The sequence below is a fragment of the Blautia schinkii genome, assembly GCF_013304825.1.
GTDB classification, from domain to species: domain Bacteria; phylum Bacillota; class Clostridia; order Lachnospirales; family Lachnospiraceae; genus Blautia_A; species Blautia_A schinkii_B.
In genome coordinates, this window is record NZ_JAAWUO010000030.1 from 1 (window position 1) to 16518 (window position 16518).

The 16518-nt window shown below is 39.2% G+C and carries 16 protein-coding genes; all 16 read right to left on the bottom strand.

Annotated elements, in window-relative coordinates; all coding sequences use genetic code 11:
* The coding region (locus HFM85_RS15625; protein WP_243873912.1) for a hypothetical protein at nucleotides 1–645 on the bottom strand (645 nt) is incomplete at its 3' end.
* Nucleotides 642–1937 carry a COG1361 family protein gene (locus tag HFM85_RS15630; protein WP_173739148.1) on the bottom strand — a complete coding sequence of 432 codons (1296 nt, stop codon included), beginning with the start codon at nucleotides 1935–1937 and terminating at the stop codon, nucleotides 642–644. The genes HFM85_RS15625 and HFM85_RS15630, both read right to left, overlap by 4 nt.
* 2 nt (nucleotides 1938–1939) lie before the next feature.
* Entirely contained in the window at nucleotides 1940–2590 is a 651-nt protein-coding gene (locus tag HFM85_RS15635) for an ATP-binding cassette domain-containing protein (protein WP_044925097.1), read from the bottom strand.
* A 43-nt stretch (nucleotides 2591–2633) separates the two neighbouring features.
* The gene (locus tag HFM85_RS15640) at nucleotides 2634–3362 is read right to left on the bottom strand and encodes an ABC transporter permease (RefSeq protein WP_243873913.1); all 729 of its coding nucleotides are present in this window, start codon (nucleotides 3360–3362) and stop codon (nucleotides 2634–2636) included.
* 18 nt (nucleotides 3363–3380) lie between these two features.
* Nucleotides 3381–4271, bottom strand: a complete 891-nt coding sequence (locus HFM85_RS15645) for a hypothetical protein (protein ID WP_173739149.1) — start codon at nucleotides 4269–4271, stop codon at nucleotides 3381–3383.
* 1 nt (nucleotide 4272) lies between these two features.
* Nucleotides 4273–5757, bottom strand: a complete 1485-nt coding sequence (locus HFM85_RS15650) for a DUF6034 family protein (RefSeq protein WP_173739150.1) — start codon at nucleotides 5755–5757, stop codon at nucleotides 4273–4275.
* 99 nt (nucleotides 5758–5856) lie between these two features.
* Nucleotides 5857–7278, bottom strand: a complete 1422-nt coding sequence (locus HFM85_RS15655; RefSeq protein ID WP_173739151.1) for a sensor histidine kinase — start codon at nucleotides 7276–7278, stop codon at nucleotides 5857–5859.
* The gene (locus HFM85_RS15660) at nucleotides 7275–7940 is read right to left on the bottom strand and encodes a response regulator transcription factor (protein WP_059085761.1); all 666 of its coding nucleotides are present in this window, start codon (nucleotides 7938–7940) and stop codon (nucleotides 7275–7277) included. Before HFM85_RS15660 ends, HFM85_RS15655 begins: the two co-directional genes overlap by 4 nt.
* A gap of 299 nt (nucleotides 7941–8239) precedes the next feature.
* On the bottom strand, nucleotides 8240–10126 hold the full coding sequence (locus HFM85_RS15665; RefSeq protein ID WP_173739152.1) for a beta-N-acetylhexosaminidase: 1887 nt from the start codon (nucleotides 10124–10126) through the stop codon (nucleotides 8240–8242).
* A gap of 77 nt (nucleotides 10127–10203) precedes the next feature.
* On the bottom strand, nucleotides 10204–10755 hold the full coding sequence (locus tag HFM85_RS15670) for a hypothetical protein (RefSeq protein WP_173739153.1): 552 nt from the start codon (nucleotides 10753–10755) through the stop codon (nucleotides 10204–10206).
* 256 nt (nucleotides 10756–11011) lie between these two features.
* Nucleotides 11012–11485, bottom strand: coding sequence for a response regulator (locus tag HFM85_RS15675; RefSeq protein WP_173739154.1), 474 nt, complete (start codon nucleotides 11483–11485; stop codon nucleotides 11012–11014).
* A gap of 11 nt (nucleotides 11486–11496) precedes the next feature.
* Complete coding sequence (locus HFM85_RS15680; protein ID WP_173739155.1) at nucleotides 11497–11682, bottom strand: hypothetical protein; 186 nt, start codon at nucleotides 11680–11682, stop codon at nucleotides 11497–11499.
* Between the two features lie 127 nt (nucleotides 11683–11809).
* Entirely contained in the window at nucleotides 11810–13162 is a 1353-nt protein-coding gene (locus HFM85_RS15685) for a L,D-transpeptidase family protein (RefSeq protein ID WP_243873914.1), read from the bottom strand.
* A 212-nt stretch (nucleotides 13163–13374) separates the two neighbouring features.
* Nucleotides 13375–14802, bottom strand: a complete 1428-nt coding sequence (locus HFM85_RS15690) for a DUF4179 domain-containing protein (protein ID WP_173739157.1) — start codon at nucleotides 14800–14802, stop codon at nucleotides 13375–13377.
* Nucleotides 14802–15317 carry a sigma-70 family RNA polymerase sigma factor gene (locus tag HFM85_RS15695; protein WP_173739160.1) on the bottom strand — a complete coding sequence of 172 codons (516 nt, stop codon included), beginning with the start codon at nucleotides 15315–15317 and terminating at the stop codon, nucleotides 14802–14804. Before HFM85_RS15695 ends, HFM85_RS15690 begins: the two co-directional genes overlap by 1 nt.
* A gap of 229 nt (nucleotides 15318–15546) precedes the next feature.
* Nucleotides 15547–16464, bottom strand: coding sequence for a glycosyl hydrolase family 95 catalytic domain-containing protein (locus HFM85_RS16380; RefSeq protein WP_243873915.1), 918 nt, complete (start codon nucleotides 16462–16464; stop codon nucleotides 15547–15549).
* Nucleotides 16465–16518 lie beyond the last annotated feature (54 nt).

A 16518-nucleotide genomic window follows, 5' to 3' on the forward strand; every position in this document is an offset into this window, starting at 1 on the left:
TACTTTACTGATTTCAGAAGGCTCTCCTATTTCTCTGCAGAGATCCTGTGCCTGGGAAATGGGTATGTAGATTTCGTTGCCTTCTGTTACTACAGCGGCTTTACAGGGCATATATGAGGTTTGCGGTTCTCTTGCGGAATTGCCGGATAAAGTGGTAAGATCATCCATGGCTTTGGAAGTATCCTTCTCTTTTTCATCCAGGGAATAAAAAATATTCAGGTTTTCACCCATCTCTAAAAATTTTTCCTGTTGTTTTTTTGAAATGGCATGATTATTATAGTCTTTCATATCCCGTAGGGAACCATTTCCCAGCAATAACAACGGCAGCTTCCCCAGTTCATTCTGAGTTGGATTTTTTCCAAACGCATTCATATCAATTCCTGAAAAAGTCGTTGTTTCCGTATAATCTTCAATTTTGATGACAACCGGGACTTCTATGACTGGCCAGATTTCTTTTATACCTTTTATCTTCTTCGCTTTCTGCAAAAAATCTTCATCATAAGCCAGATCTCCAAGTGGGAGCAACACAGTAAATTGCCGTTTTTCTTCTTTCATGCCTGCCAGCAGCATCCCTAATAATGTAAGTATCAATGCCAGCAGAAGTATGACAAATAAGGTAAAGCTGTCTATTTTTTTTCTTTTCAATGAGAATCCGCCTTTCTCACTTCTTCGAGAAGAATATTTTTCTTATGAAGCTTTCTGACCAGAATCAGGATTATGGAAATAAGCAGTACTGCAACAACTGCAGCTATGGAATACCACCAGTTATTGGTTTTCTCCTGGTCATCTTCAACCTTTAAAGACTTTATCTGGGTTTCTTTGATTTCAGAATCAAATTTTATTTCTTCCTCATATGATTTGCCATCTGCATCCTCATACGTAAGAATTAATTGTCCTGCACATTTTCCTGTTTTTCCTTTTACATATATGCGAAGACTTCCTTGGGATAAATCTCCGGCCTCTATGGTCCCTAAGAATGCAGTATCGTTTGAGCTTAATTCATCAGCCTTTAAGCTGACACTTGCATTGTATATTTTGTCTCTTCCGAGATTCATTGCTTTTACCGGGATCTCTACTGTATCCATAGTGTATAAAACAGATGGAATATCTGAAGCTTCCAGCTTAACACGAACCGGTTGGATGATCTGAAAAGACAGTAATTCTGTACCGGTAGTTGCCGTTGCTTTCGAATCTTCATAATCCAGAGAAAAAGTAATGACAGCCTGGCCAGGATCACAGTTTTCTGTTATAGTAATCATCTGTTCCAAAGTAATTGCTTCACCAGGAGCCAGGACTTGTACATAAAAAGAGTTTTTCTCAAATTCAATTCCTTTGTTCTCTGTAGAAAGGGAAATTTTTAAACCAAATACATTTTGACTGCAGCTTTTATTTCGAAATGTCAGCGACATTTCTGTTGTAGAACCAGCCTCCAATCGTCCACCTGAAAGATTGCTGTCTTCTAATAATACCTGCGGTTTATGTAATATTTTTTCACTTGATGAGTCTGATGTTGAATTACCTCCTCCCCCACCGCCCGAATACCCGTTGTCTATAACCGGATCTGTTATCTGCGGGGCGTCACCGTCTTCCGGATTATCACTGTCTATTACAACATGAAAAGGATTCGATTTAGAACCATCACCAAAGTCATCTCCTGATGTAAAAATATCCGGATTCGGATTTTCTTTATCGGTATCAGCTTTATCAGGAGTCTTTTCATCCTCTGCCGGAGGTTCGGTACTCGTAGAATCATCCTCTTTTTTATCAAGGGTTAACGAGTTATCATTCTCATAAGATACGGACGGATCTGAGTCCGTAAATCCTTCTTCAGCAGATGTAATCTCCGTGTTTTGAGGCTCTGTGGCAAAAACGGTAGCTGGAAGAAATATTATTGTCGTACACAATACTAATGCCGTTTTTACAAATAAATTTCTCATTATCAGGCAGTCCTTTCTCTTAAGATTCCTCCATCCATTTCATATACGTGGTCACATAAGATTCTGATGTCCTCTTCATTATGGCTTGCCAGCAAAATGGTTTTTCCTGCTGCTTTTAAATCCAACAGCAGTTCTCTTATTTCTTCCACGCCATGTTTATCCAGTCCATTAAACGGCTCATCCAGGATCAAAAACAGAGGATCTTCCATAATGGCCTGTGCAATACCAAGGCGTTGACGCATTCCAAGGGAATATTTTCCGACTGGTTTCTTCATGTCCGGATCCAATCCTACCCTTTTTAAGACTATGCGGATATCGGCCTTCGAAATCCGGCCATTCATGTCTGCCAGGATCTCCAGATTTTTAAAGCCCGTATATTGTGTAAGAAAACCGGGAGTCTCGATAATAACTCCAAGACTCTCAGGAAAATCCACATCATGGCCTATTTTTTTTCCAAATACAAAAATAGTGCCCGTAGTTACAGGAAGAAACCCACAGATGCATTTCATAAGGACGGTCTTTCCGGAACCGTTATTTCCAACAATCCCATAGACGTTCCCTGTTTTCAAGGAAAGATTTACTTCCTGTAACACGATGTCTTCACCGAAACGTTTGGTCACGTGTTCTATTTTTACGCAGGTGTTCTGCATCATTCCACTTGCTCTTTGCGGATCACAGGCCAAACTAAATATCCCTTCAGATTTCTTCCAATCTTCCATATAAAACACCTCCCAGAATTCCCAGCATTACTAATAAAAACAACAGTAGAAATAGCCAAACTCCTATTTTGTCCGGTCCCCAATTTTCATCAGCCAGTATCCATTCTACTGGATAAAACCATATCTGATTCTTAAAATAGCGGTCATGAAGGATAATTCCGAAATAAAAGCTTACAAAAGGGATTCCATATGCCATGTAAGCAGAATCCCATAAAATCCCGCAGCTTCCACCGAAAGTACTTATGATACTTCCGATAAGTCCTGTCCGAAATGCCTTCATGAGTAAGTTCAGAAGTGCTTCTTTCTGAATAGCACCCTTTATCTCCAGCGGATAGAACACAATAAAATTGATAAAAAGTACCGTTAGTATAGATAACGTCCAGACCATAAAACCAGATACCATAATGGAAAAAACTTTACCTTCGATATACTGTCTGCGAGTCGTTCTGGGAAGTATCTCCTTTAAAAATCCACTTTTATATTCTTGCAGAATGGAATCACTCCATGGCAATACGGCTGCTACCGGAATGGCAAAAGATACTGCCTGACTTTTTAAGGAACCTTCCAGTATACTGATAAAAGTACCACATGTCAGTGCTTTTTTTAAGCTGGGATAAGTCTGTCCAATGGCGATGGAGATGCAGGCTATCAGCCATGCTGCCAGAAAATTCTTATTAAAAAACATACGTTTTGTTTCACCCCACATAGGTTTTCCCCCTTCCGATCATGTCTTTTCTCCAAGAAATTCAAAGGTATATTTTTTCATCCGGTTAATTGCAAGAACTGCAAGAAGAACTAAAATACCCAGAAAAAACATATAGGAATGCGAGATTTTCGGGAGCAATGGATCATAACCCAAGTTATGTTTTCCGTATACTGCCTGGTTCAGAGGACTGATCCAGCAGATTAATACATTTACCTGATACATTTCGTATTTTTCTTTATGTAAAATTGCAGCCAGTACTTTCGGGTCCAATAAAAAACCAAAGACACTGTAAAGAAGGCCAAAAATCATCCCCTTAGTCTTCCCTTTATAGAGATTTCCTACAAGGATTACAAAGCTTAAGGTCAGCGAATAACAAAACAGAAGGAAGAAAACCTGCAGCATACAGCCATAGGGTGAGATACTTTCCATGACCCTTACTGTAGAAGGGACCTGTAGGTTTTTTCCTAATTCTGAATAACCAAGCATGGCCGCAGTTTCGCTCCACAGGTTACCTGGATAACTCTTTTTCATACACAGCACGGCCGTAAACAGCAGCATCAAAACCGTATATAAAACAGTTACAAGAATAACATAAATGAATTGACCTAAAAGCCATTTTCTCTTGGTTGTCCGGGTCAGCTGGTATGGAGTAATAGGTGTCATCTTCGGCAGGTCAGAAAACATAAGAAGCAAGAGCAGCGAACTGGACAGTACTGCTATCCCATCCCCAAATGTCCAGATAAATGGTTCAATGGCCTGTACCGGTGTATCGTAGGTCTCCATTACAACCATGATTCTGCCTGTAAGCAGGAAACTAAGTACAAATTCTAACAGAAATATAAAAATAACTTTGGGATTGCGTAAAAATCCGAAGAAATTGTACCTTACAATTCCAAATACCTGTCTCATGTCAGTAACCCAGATTCCGGTCTATGATACTGCCATCCACGGCATTAATGGTGAGGAAACTTTCATTTGGATCTTTACTGGTATTTGATTCTGTTTCTCCGTTATATTCACTTTCTGAAGTCATGCTGCCGAAAAAATCCCAGACGGGGATCAAAATACCTGTGTGTGCGTCAGTAGACGGCTCATATATTCTGGCATAGCCAAGAACGATCCGATCAATATTATAGACTCTGGAATTTTCATATTGCATATTATCAGCGTTTGTTACCACCATCATTTTTTCATAAATTTTCATAATCTCGCTGAATGAAAGAAGATTTAAATTCTCTGTCTTTATGTTACCAATTGTGTAGGGATTTGAATAAGTCATGCTTTCTATGCCATCTTTATCGACATAGAAACAGAGACTTTCATAAGACCATGTTTCCATCGTGCTGTCCATATCTTCCAATGCCCCACCGTCTGCAATTGTCTGAGTTACCGGCACACCATTTATGGTACGTGCATAATCAATTCTATATCCATTTCCAAAATTACCTGAACTATTATCGCCTTCAAAACTTTTGCACACCGCGTAATTCCAGTTAGAAAACTGTAAATCTGTGATGCCCATTTTTTCAACTTTTTCCTTTACAAGTTTTTTTGCTTCATCCAGGGACAGCCCGATAGATTCTTCTGTGGGTTTTTCTTCCTCTTCAGAATATCCGTAATCACACCACATTGCATCCTCCGGTATTTTTTCCCCGCCCTTGTTTGCTGCTTTCTTGATCTTGACTGACAAGGTATCGGAGCCATCGGAAGATATCATATAGTAGTATTGTGAATCGTCTGACATTTGTGCAATACAACTGAAATAATTTCCGGCAACAGGTTTTGCCTCTGTCAGGGTTTTCTTTTCCGGAGCAGTTTCGTATTCCTGTTCCCATGTCTCAATATCTTCATAGATATCATAGACATAATTCCCATCATCGTCTGTTCCATAGTTATACGGATCCAGGTTTCCGTTAGCAACGTCTTCCTTTAGTTCATCCAGAGTTTTTTTAATTTCATCCTTTGTCTTCACATAATAACTATCCAGGGTATAAAGTTTTGCCTCTGAGAAGAATGCGTTTGTAATACGGTCGAGAAGCTCCTGGGTAACTTCTGCCGCAGTGACAGAAATAGCAGATATCTTTTCCACTTCCGGAATTTCTACGCTTGCATCTGTATTTACCACGAGCTTGGCACTGTCATCTTCCACATGGCTTTTATAATTTTGAGGAGCATCAATGAGATTCCTGATGGTTGTCTTTGACTCTGAACCGTCATCGTTCTTGCTTTCAGATGCTTCTCCTTTAGAACCGCTAACATCATCCGCTTCCGTATAAGCATCTACAGCCTTGCTCCCCTTCGGCTTTACCAAAGAAGAATCCGGGGTCTGTGCGCATCCTGTAAACATTCCAATACAAAGCACTATTCCTGCAAACTTTTTTATGTTTTTTCTCATTTCTGGTAATATCTCCTTTCTAAGGTTGTTATAAGTATATCATCGAGCATTACACCAAATCTTTCGCGATTTGTAACTGATATGTAAACGTTAGTGTGATTACCAGAAAACAGAGACGGTAGTTCCTTTTCCCGGATTGCTTTCAATCTTCAGTTGGAAATCGTGCAGTTCTATAATTTTCTGACATAAAGAAAGACCGAGCCCTACACTTCCTTTTGCCCTGGAACGAGATTTGTCTACCATATAAAATGGTTCCGTCACCATTTCCAGATCCTCTTTCGGTATTCCCTTTCCAAAATCCTGAACCATCAGATGGTCTGGGGTTGCCTCAAGCACAATTTTAGATTCTTTCCTGGAAGCTTTGACTGCATTATCAATTAGATTTGTCACTACACTTATCATTAAGTCCTGATCAAACTTCTTTACCAATTCTTTTTGTTCACAAAATACATCAAGAGAGATGTTTTTTTCTTGAAGCCTGCAATCAATAAGTTCTTTTACTTCTTTCAGGAAGTTATCCACCTGTATTTCAGCTGGATTGAATGAGTCTTCCGAAGCTTCGTAGAGTCCAGTTAATTCCAGCATTTTCATAGAAAGTCTTGACAGCCTGCGACATTCATTTTCAATATAAATCAGAGCCTTCTCCTGCCTTTCCGGGGTTAGGCGCACAGTAAGCAATGTATCTGCATAGCCTATGATTGCAGTCATTGGGGTCTTCAGCTCATGAGCCAGACTTCCAATAAGCTGTTTTTGTGTCCGGTTTATGTTAGAAAGACTTTCAATTTGTTCTTTTATTTTACCTGTCATAAAATTAAAGGTTGCACCTATCTGCGCAAGTTCTGTATTTCCCTCTGACGGTACTTTAAAATCATAAATACCTTCAGAAACAAGAAGCGTAGCTTCTCTTAGGCCTGTAAGCGGTGCTGTGATTTTTCTAAGGCTCAAATAAAGGATAATTCCCATCACCACGATCAAAGATAAAGTAAATCCACCCGTCTGAAAAAACAGCAGATGACTTTTTTCTATTACATCTGTTATATCTTTATAAGTAACAATCTGATATCCCATATTTACATTGCCATAGTAAAATAACAAAAGTGTCCTTCCATTTATCTGACTGATCATAGGGCCATGACCATCACTGTTGCTGCCATGATCCACCATGTTTGCCTTACTTGCACATAATTCTCTTAACTTTTTTACATCGAATTCATAAACAGTTCCATTATAGGTCATTTTTCCATCAAGATATAAAACCGCGCTGTCATGAAAAACCTGCCGAAAAGCATAAGTAACTATTTGGGGGCGCATTTCGTTGTCGGTATTCTGTTTCTGATCGTCGGAACGGCTTGTTTTATTTTCAAACTGTAAGATATTTGTTCTAAATATACTGCTTTCATAACTGTTGATATTCTGTATACTCTGATTTTTCCAACAATAAGTGGTATAAAGAAAGATCCCTAACGATACCAACAGAATGATACATGTAGTCTGAGAAAAAATCTTTATTAAGAGTTTCATAAATCCACCTCAAGTCTGTAACCGATTCTGGGAATTGTTTTAATCTTATCCTGCCAGCCAAGCTTTTTCCTGATACGACCCACATGTGCATCCACAGTTCTTGTTTCTCCGCAGAACTCTTCATTCCACAGTTCCTGCAGAATCTGATTCCTGGTCAGTGCTTTATTCGGATTTTTGGCGAACACCATGAGGCAGTTATATTCCATTGGCTTTAAATAGATTTCCATGCCCATTTTTGTAACAGTACGACTAGACGTATCAATGATAACATCACCAATTTGAATCTGTTCTTGTACAGTGCCATTACGTTCCAGTACCTTTTCAAGACGGACCATCACTTCCAGCATTTCAAATGGTTTTACAATATAATCTTCTGCACCGTCTTTTAATCCCTTTATCTTGCTCGCGATATCTCCCTTTGCGGTAAGAAATATTACGGGGATTTCATACTGCTTCAGTTTCGGTAACAGGCTATATCCGTCTCTTCCGGGAAGCATGATATCTACAAGTGCACACTGAAACGCATGATCTTGAATAATTGCTTCATATGCCTCATTTCCATCCAGATATCCTACTGTTTCATACCCTGCAATCTCCAAATTCATACATAGCAGGTCATTGATTGACATTTCGTCTTCTATCACAAGAATTCTTGCCTTCATAATTATTACCTCACATGTTTTTATAACTATCTTTTCACAGGTTAATTATACATTAAATTCTATATTGCAGTTGTAACTGATTTGTAACAGCAAAAAAGGAAACCAAAACCATTCTATGAGAATAGTTTTGATTTCCTGTATAAACCGTTATTTTCTGATCGTTTATAACGCTGGTGAGAACATTTATTATTATTTTTACTCCATTCCAGAATCATTCGAAAGAGAGACAATGCAAATACAAAAATTATTAAAATCACTAGAATTTTCATACGTAGCCTGATTCCTTTCATTTACCTTTATCAGATCGTGTCATTCAAATCACATCCACTGATGATGCGATTCCATAAATTCTCCCGCTTGTCCATTCCTTTGGTAAAATAGGGAAGTCTTTCCTCTTCCAGCTCTTCCAGACGAAGCACATTTCCATTCAGATAATTGTCAATCCGGTATCCTGTACTTTTAAGTCTTGTAATTACGCCACCGATTTTTATATCCAGAATCTCATAACCAAATGGCTTTGCATCGTTCATCCAGATTTTTTCTCTTGATGATTTCATATCTGTCAGATTGCAGATGATTCCAGGAATAACATTCTGACTGATATCTTTCAACGCTGCTCTGTCCGATCTGTCATATGCTGATTTTATACACATGCCCAAATCGGCTTTATCAGCTAATACCGCCGCCAGTTTTTCATAAAATGAGAATAAAAGCTGATATTTTCCTGTTTTTTTTGCACATTCCTTCATACATTTCTGTATGTTTTGGTAGTAAGATTTTGTATTGACACCTGATTCTTTCACATGATAATCAAAAATGCCTAACATTGGATCCTGGTATAACAGATATTTTGAAGGATTTTGAGCCTCTTTATTCTCTTTCGTATTTAAGAATAAGGAATCAAAATTGTCAAGTGCCATAAAATCATCAAATTCTCCGCCTGTGCAGTTCCTGAACTCCTGCTTAAGGATTGTTTCGTCATAGTCTCCGTGAAAATCAAGGTGTGCAAAAAGTACAAGTCCCGGAAGCAAAGCATCCACCGGGGTTTCTGCACCATTATCCATCCATGCTGTACAGAGAACCTCTTTTATATTGTATTTTTTACAAGTAGAAAGCGCTGCTTTGGTACACGCATAGGTCTTAGAATAATTGGGGGAAATTCCGTTCCAAATCCAAGATCCTCCTGCAAAAATAACGTTATCCGAAAGCTGCGCATGGATATCCAGCATTTTTTCATAGGTTCTGGTATCATCATGATAATAGTCCCAATATACTAATCCTAGATCTTTTTTCGGTTTTTCCCATTTGGAGCAGTCCGTGTTTTCGGGCAGATCATAGTATCCGCCTGTAGAATTTGCTGTAATGTACATGTCACTCCATATCATAGGCTTTAATTCTAATTTTCTGCAAATATCTACGACCCTGTTACAATGTTCCCTGATTATCAGTGACCCTTTTTTATATCCATTTTCTTTTAGATAATTTCCAAGTCCCAGCATGACAGCCTCATCCATTCCAAGATGTACCCTGTTGGTAGAAAAATTCTCTTTTACTGAGCTGAGCAGCTTTTCAATAAACTGATAAGTTTCCTCTTTTTCAGGCTGGAGAATGTCCGCAGAATCACGAATCTTATCCATTCCCGCCCACTTCAGCGCATTGTGCAGGTGAGCCAGGGTCTGAATACACGGAACAAGCTCTACCCCAAACATGGAAGCGTAAGCATCCAGCTCTTTTATTTCGTCCTTGGTGTATTTTCCTCGATAAGCCCCAAAATAAGGCTGCCCCTCTACTTCATAGGTATCTTCTGTATAAAGCATGAGTACATTCATTCCAAGTTTTGCCAGTGTCTTGATCAGGAATTTCACCTTTTCAACTGTAAATACAGCATTTCTGGAACAATCCAGCATAAGACTGTTTCTTTCAAAACAGACATGCTCCTGATATTGAAATTCATCCTCTTTCATATGATGTATGGCATAATTAAGTGCGCGGTAATAATGAGATATTTCCCGACAGATGATATGAATCTGGTTTTTTCTTTTATTGATCAATATTTCTGGTCTGTCCTGAAATTTAACAAACAATTCTATGTTTTGGTTGAAACCGTCATTTTCAGCCAGCAGTATTTCAGTACCTTTTTTAATAGTATTATATTCTTTCTTATCAGATGAAAAAACAATGTTCATACGTATTCCTCTTTCTTTAGGAATTCTGCTCTTCTTAATAAATCAATCTTTTTAGCAGAGCATCCCCTGTCAATGTTCTATTTTATTCGTTTGTAAATAATCGGCTCATCATAACCAAAAGTTTTTTTCCCATTTACTTCCATGGACTCTGACACTTCCAATTGATTTTCAGTGAACTTTTCATGAAGAGAAAATTTCAATACGGGAGAAAACATACTTACACTTCCGCCTTCCCATGTATCACCTGATTTTCTGAAAAATGCAGGATTAAATTTTGCAGAACACTTTAGCTGATCATAGTCAGCACCTTTGAAGGTTTTGTAAGTAAAATTCTTTTTATCATATCCTTCCGGTATCTCATAAGAAATAAGTTTTATTGAATCGCTTTCTTCCATGAAAAGAAACAAATGTGAAGAAGATCGGGTAGTTCCCTGTACAGAATAATAGCTCTCTTCAATCATAAATACGCCTTCGAAACCATTTGGGAGATTTGCAATTCTGGAATTACATATTGTATTGATATGCTTTGCATATGGATACTGTGGATTTGTCTTACTTATTTTTTCAAATTGATCCTTATTATCAAATTTTCCATTCAACAGCGTAACAAAATTTATCAAGTCAGCCATGATCTTATGCCTCCATAATTTTTATCATATAGTTTTCATTCACTATACACCTTCCATATAAAAGAGTCCATGTACAAAATAAGGGAATATATAAACAAAATGCATCAGTTAACAAACATCGGCAGAGGAGCATATCATTGTCCAATTGATATGCCCCTCTTTGTCTGAATTACTGTTCCATTTTATAAATTTACGCATAATATTTCGTACCACACCCTGTTTCTATGGCTGAATCAAGCTAATAAGAACGTTACTGTTAATTGTGTTTATATCTACTTAAGGCACGAATCAGTTTTTCTGACTCCAGTGGTTTGGTAAGATAATCGTCCATTCCAGACTTTAGTGCTTTAGTCTTATCTTCTGTAAAAGCATTGGCGGTCATAGCTATAATCACAACAGCAGATGCATCACTTCTGTTCATTGTGCGTATTTCTCTTGTAGCTTCCAGGCCATCCATAACTGGCATCATAATATCCATCAGAATTACATTGATCTCACCAACACCTGATTTTGCAAATGCTTCAACAGCCTCCTTGCCGTTTGAAGCCCTTATTATTTCTGCTCCTGCATTTGTCAGAAGGAATTCCGCAATTTCCATGTTCAATTCATTGTCTTCTGCCAAAAGGATTCTCATGCCTTCAATTGATACATCATCTTCCTGTGTTTCATAATAGCTGAGCAGTATCTCTTTTTCTTTATTATACTTGACAGCATTACTTATGATGTTCATAAGGATTCTTTTTAAACTTTAATCACAGTACTTTTGCATGCTCTGTCAATGTGTTTATTTCCATAAATAAATTTTTCTTTGTACCCATTATATGGTTCCAGTATTGATACGTCAATCCCATTAATGTGCCTTCTCTTCTTCACTCTTTGTGAAAGGAAGAGATTGCTAGCTTTTACCAATCGCTCTGCCACTTCCACATCATGCCTGCTTTGTTCTGGATTACCGAAATGGTGATCATGCGCCAATCTGATACTGTTGACAATGAAGGACAGGAGCCAGCTGCATTACAACTTAACTCCTGTCCTGTACATCTTGAATATAGAATTAGTAAAAACAAATTATCGGGACATCATACTGAATAAGACTATAAAGCTGTCCGGCATTTTCTGGTGGAAGATTGATGCATCCATGAGAACCACCTGTAAGATATCTGTCACCACCAAAGTACGGCTGCCAGTCTGCATCATGAAAGCCAATTCCTCCATTGAATGGCATCCAGTACGTTACCGGCTGTTCATAAGAATAGGTTCCATTTGCTGTCATTTCACCTCGCAGCACGGACGGACTGCTCTTTGAATTCAGTGTGAATATTCCAGGGGGTGTTTTTCTATCCGGATCGCTTGGCAGTCCGGATACGATTTCTGATTGGAAAATAATATTTCCATTCTGATAATACCACATATACTGCTCTGTGAGATCTACCTCTATATATGTATCTCCGAGATCATTAATCCCGTGTGCATTTGCCCTCATAGAATATACCGGTTCCCTGGTTGTCTGGGTTCCTGACTGAATTTCCTGCATGAGTTGTGCTACTTCCTTGTCCTGATCAATCTTCCATCCATAGGCTGAGCCATATACATACACCGTCCTTCCGCTTGTAGCCTGGAATTGCCTTTCAGTGCCAACTGTATCATGATCTGCTGCAAGCTGTGCCACATAATCCACTACATGCTGCCGGAAGGCTTCATCATTCTGGAGCAGCTGCCCTTTCTCGTCAAACTGCAGCCAGTTTTTGATGGTATTCCCATCAAGTGTTACCGTTTCGTCTCCAAATGTATATGTGATATTTGCTTTTGTCAGGTTCTTATATGTATTTACCATATTCTGAAGTTCTGAACTTTCTTTCGTCACATCTGCTTTCTTATAAGCCTTTGGATCACTTTCCAGATCTACCTCTGCCGCATCGTTATCGATTGCCCTGCATATCATCTGATAAGCTTCTTTGGTATTTAATTCGTTGCCTTCCGTTTCTGGCACAATAGTGAATTCTGAGTTAACAAAACTTACATACGCATTTTCCGGTGCTATCTGATTCTCTTTTTTCGCACAATTTAATGAATTTACCTGTTCTTCCAGTTTCTCCCGGCTGAAAAAAGTCTCTTCTTGAACCATATAGTTTTTTGTTTCAAAAAGACTGCCGATCCATTCCCATGATTTCTGAGTTTTCAACAGCTGGAGAACCGCACCGCTGGATACGTATTTATAATCAATATCTTTTCCTGTAATGGCCTGCGGGTCCTGCATTCTTGCCCTTACCTGAATAGTATAGTTATCCTTTTTCCCAGCAATCTCCTGCTCAACCTCATAAGCTGTCTTATTTGAACTGTCAATGCCATTGATGGTTGTCCCATAAAAGAAGTGATATGAGTAATAATAAGAGATACCTGCATACATACAACAGCCTATAACAAAAATCATCAATATCATCAATATTACGATTTTCTTGATTTTATTTTTCTTCTTTTCTGAAAATATAATGGATCTGAATTCCGATTTATCCATCGGCACATAAACAACTGAACCTGGTCTTGCCGATTTTGTAGTTCTCATTGATTGCCCCATCACTTCTTTTTGTCTCATGTCCTGCTTATCTTTCTTTGAATCAATTAGTTTTTTGCATTGTCACTGTCAAAATGTAATGTCTTATGGTACTTCGCATTTTCCTCCAGAAGTTTTTTCCATTTCTGTCCATCTTCTTTCGTAGGATTATCAAAATTCTGCTGACCTTTCAGTTCATCCATATACTGGATATAATCCAGGAAGTAAATATCTACTGTTGAAATATCCCTGTCCTGAATTACGAAGTTATTACAGTTTGCAGAAGACTCATTGTATGGGAGTGTGTTTCCGTTGGCATCAAGAGCTACCATGAAACAGTCACTGTTGGATCCTTCCTTATAAAGTTCATTTACCGTCAGTTCATACGGAGAACGAATTACGGATTTGAGTCCGATACCAGCATCGTTTGTATCATTGAGTTCCAATACTTCTGTCCGGGAATCATCTACTGTAATCGGGATATCGAAACTCCAGTCACCTTCATATTTGTAGTAGCCGGCATCCCTTCCATAGTTTTCATCATCCGCTTCTGACCACTCATAGTCTGCTTCCAGCCCTCTTACCTTCGTGATATCCAGATGCAGATTAAAAGTATCCGGAATCTCAATATCTTTAATATATTTCTGATATGCTCCACCACGCTCAGATACTTTATTGATAAACTCTTCCAGCAGTGCATAACCTTCATCCGTCTGATCATCTAAGTCCGCCTGAGTTATTCCCATCTCATCCATTACCTGCTGTGTCATTTCATTGTATTTCTCATTATATTCCGTATAGTCTTTTGCCGCCTGAGCAAGATCATAACGGAAAATGCATGCATAGGTGTTGTCATCCAGAAACTGTCCTTCCACATGACCGTCGATCACCGGACTAGCTTCTGAATCAAAGTCCACACCGCCAGTCATATCCAGATCAATGACCGGTGTTCCACTTTCCGCCCTAGTTGACGTTTCTGGAAATGGCTTATCACTCTTAAACTGCATAGTTATATAGACTGCCTGGCTGTTGGCATATACCTCAGAACATGTAATTGTCAGCCCATCTGCTGTTTTAATGTAAGCATTCTCACTAGTGGCATTACCTGTCTTGTCCCCATCTGCTTCACTGCCATCTGCCGTTGTTCCATCAACGGATTCCAAGGTTGTTGCATAATCTGAAAAATCGCCAAAGAAACTTACATTATCCTGCAAGATTTCAAAAAGCCCTCCTACAACCGGGATATTCTTTGCCATTACTGGATTGGTTGCACAGAATATAAATCCAACCGCCAGTACCGCTGCCATACCTCCTGCTACCCTGCCTCCGATTTTCATCCAGTGGAATGGATCCCTTGGTGCTTTTTTCTGAGTAACCGTATTATTCTCAATCAAATGATATGCCTGATTGATATGTTCATGTACAATCGCCGGAATCTCTGTATCCTTTTGCATTTTTTTCTGGAAATCTTTCTCATTATTATTTAGAATCATCATTAGGCACGTTCCTCCTTAATTTTATATCCATATATATCTGCGATTTTTTTTCTTCCACGATGAAGGCGGGATTTCACTGTGTTTTCTGGCAAATCCAGGATATTACTGATTTCCCGGATATTAAATTCCTCCATGTAGTACAGAATAACAACCAAACGATATTTACTATCCAATGGTTCTAATGCCTGTAAGCATTCTATTGTCTCATATTCTTCATGAAAAGGTGTTTCTGGAATTTGATCCATAAAAGTAACCAGTTTATTCTTTTGTATGACGTCTTTACATTTATTGATCAGGATGCGTATTAGCCATGTTTTAAAGTATCTGTTCTTTCTTAGACTTCTTAGATTTTCATAGCAGGAAAGGATCGTATCTTGTATTGCATCTGCAACATCTTCATCATTTTTCAGATATGCTGCTGCAATCTTGTACATACTCTGTACATTTTCATCCATGAGCCTGCAAAAAGCATCCTTGTCGCCTTTCTTCGCTTTTCGTATCAAAACCTCATTCATCATAGTTCCAATTCTCCTATCTCAGACCAGTCATCCGGAGTATACTATAGAAGCTTCATTTATGTGCTCCTACTTATTAGACGTGCGAATCCCTAAAAAGGTTGCAAATATTTTTAAAAAAATTATCTCAGATAAAAACACCCCCGAAATCGTTTAAATTTTATGATCATCAGGTCCTATTAGGTTATAAAAACAGCCGTACCATGTGCGTTTTACATGATACGGCTGTCTATGATTTCCAGGCCCTCAGGACAGACCAATCAAAAATCATGTCCTCTGTCCCATCGGGTCTTAAAAATATTGTTTTTGAAATTCCATTACATTCCAACGTTACTTTCTGCTCATGGGAAGAACAGAGGCGAACCCTGTGTATCCTGCCACCTCTCCATTCAAAATCAACTGTGATGTCACTCTGTACCTTCATTCCCCGGACATTTCCGTCTTTCCACTCAGCCGGAAGTGCCGGAAGTAACAGGATATGCCCTTTCCTGCTCTGGATAAGCATCTCTGCAACTGCAGCTGCAAAGCCAAAGTTCCCATCAATCTGGAATGGAGGGTGTGCACACAGCATGTTGAGATAAATGCCGCCTCCCACACAGGAAATGTTTTCCTCCCTGGTATAACGGAGCTGGTTTTTCAAAAGCCCCAGTGCATGTTCCCCGTCCCTGAGTCTGGCCCAGAGGCAGGCCTTCCATGCCATGCACCATCCGGTTCCCTCGTCTCCGCGCCTTTCCAGTGCCACCCGGCAGGCTTCCAGAAGCTCCGGGGTGTTTTCTGTAATCAGGTTTCCGGGATAAAGGCCATATAAATGAGATACATGACGGTGATGGATCTCTGTTTCCGGATAATCCAGGAACCATTCCCGGATCTGTCCAAAGCTTCCCGTCTTAAATGGCGGCAGTTTTGAAAGTACCCGTTTTACATCCGCTGTCTCTCCCTCTATGCCCAGGATGTTACATATTTTCAGGTAGTACCCAAACAGTTCTTTCAGGATGCTGATATCCATGGTGGATGCCATTCCCACACTGTGGGATTTTCCATCTTCTCCACAGAAACGGTTTTCCGGGGAAGTGGGAGGCCCGGTAACATAGTATTCCCCATATGGGAACAGGAACCCAAGATAGAACTTTACGGCTCCCTCGATCATTGGTTTTCACGCACCAGCATCGTTGACTGTTTCTGCAGGAAATCATTCCGCTGA

Excerpts from the sequence above, each read along its gene's own strand:
- HFM85_RS16380 (WP_243873915.1), bottom strand. The coding sequence starts at position 16,464 with ATGATCGAGGGAGCCGTAAAGTTCTATCTTGGGTTCCTGTTCCCATAT.
- HFM85_RS15685 (WP_243873914.1), bottom strand. The coding sequence starts at position 13,162 with ATGTATGCAGGTATCTCTTATTATTACTCATATCACTTCTTTTATGGG.
- HFM85_RS15670 (WP_173739153.1), bottom strand. The coding sequence starts at position 10,755 with ATGGCTGACTTGATAAATTTTGTTACGCTGTTGAATGGAAAATTTGAT.
- HFM85_RS15650 (WP_173739150.1), bottom strand. The coding sequence starts at position 5,757 with ATGAGAAAAAACATAAAAAAGTTTGCAGGAATAGTGCTTTGTATTGGA.
- HFM85_RS15695 (WP_173739160.1), bottom strand. The coding sequence starts at position 15,317 with ATGAATGAGGTTTTGATACGAAAAGCGAAGAAAGGCGACAAGGATGCT.
- HFM85_RS15665 (WP_173739152.1), bottom strand. The coding sequence starts at position 10,126 with ATGAACATTGTTTTTTCATCTGATAAGAAAGAATATAATACTATTAAA.
- HFM85_RS15640 (WP_243873913.1), bottom strand. The coding sequence starts at position 3,362 with ATGTGGGGTGAAACAAAACGTATGTTTTTTAATAAGAATTTTCTGGCA.
- HFM85_RS15645 (WP_173739149.1), bottom strand. The coding sequence starts at position 4,271 with ATGAGACAGGTATTTGGAATTGTAAGGTACAATTTCTTCGGATTTTTA.
- HFM85_RS15630 (WP_173739148.1), bottom strand. The coding sequence starts at position 1,937 with ATGAGAAATTTATTTGTAAAAACGGCATTAGTATTGTGTACGACAATA.
- HFM85_RS15675 (WP_173739154.1), bottom strand. The coding sequence starts at position 11,485 with ATGAACATCATAAGTAATGCTGTCAAGTATAATAAAGAAAAAGAGATA.
- HFM85_RS15655 (WP_173739151.1), bottom strand. The coding sequence starts at position 7,278 with ATGAAACTCTTAATAAAGATTTTTTCTCAGACTACATGTATCATTCTG.
- HFM85_RS15690 (WP_173739157.1), bottom strand. The coding sequence starts at position 14,802 with ATGATGATTCTAAATAATAATGAGAAAGATTTCCAGAAAAAAATGCAA.
- HFM85_RS15635 (WP_044925097.1), bottom strand. The coding sequence starts at position 2,590 with ATGATGCAGAACACCTGCGTAAAAATAGAACACGTGACCAAACGTTTC.
- HFM85_RS15660 (WP_059085761.1), bottom strand. The coding sequence starts at position 7,940 with ATGAAGGCAAGAATTCTTGTGATAGAAGACGAAATGTCAATCAATGAC.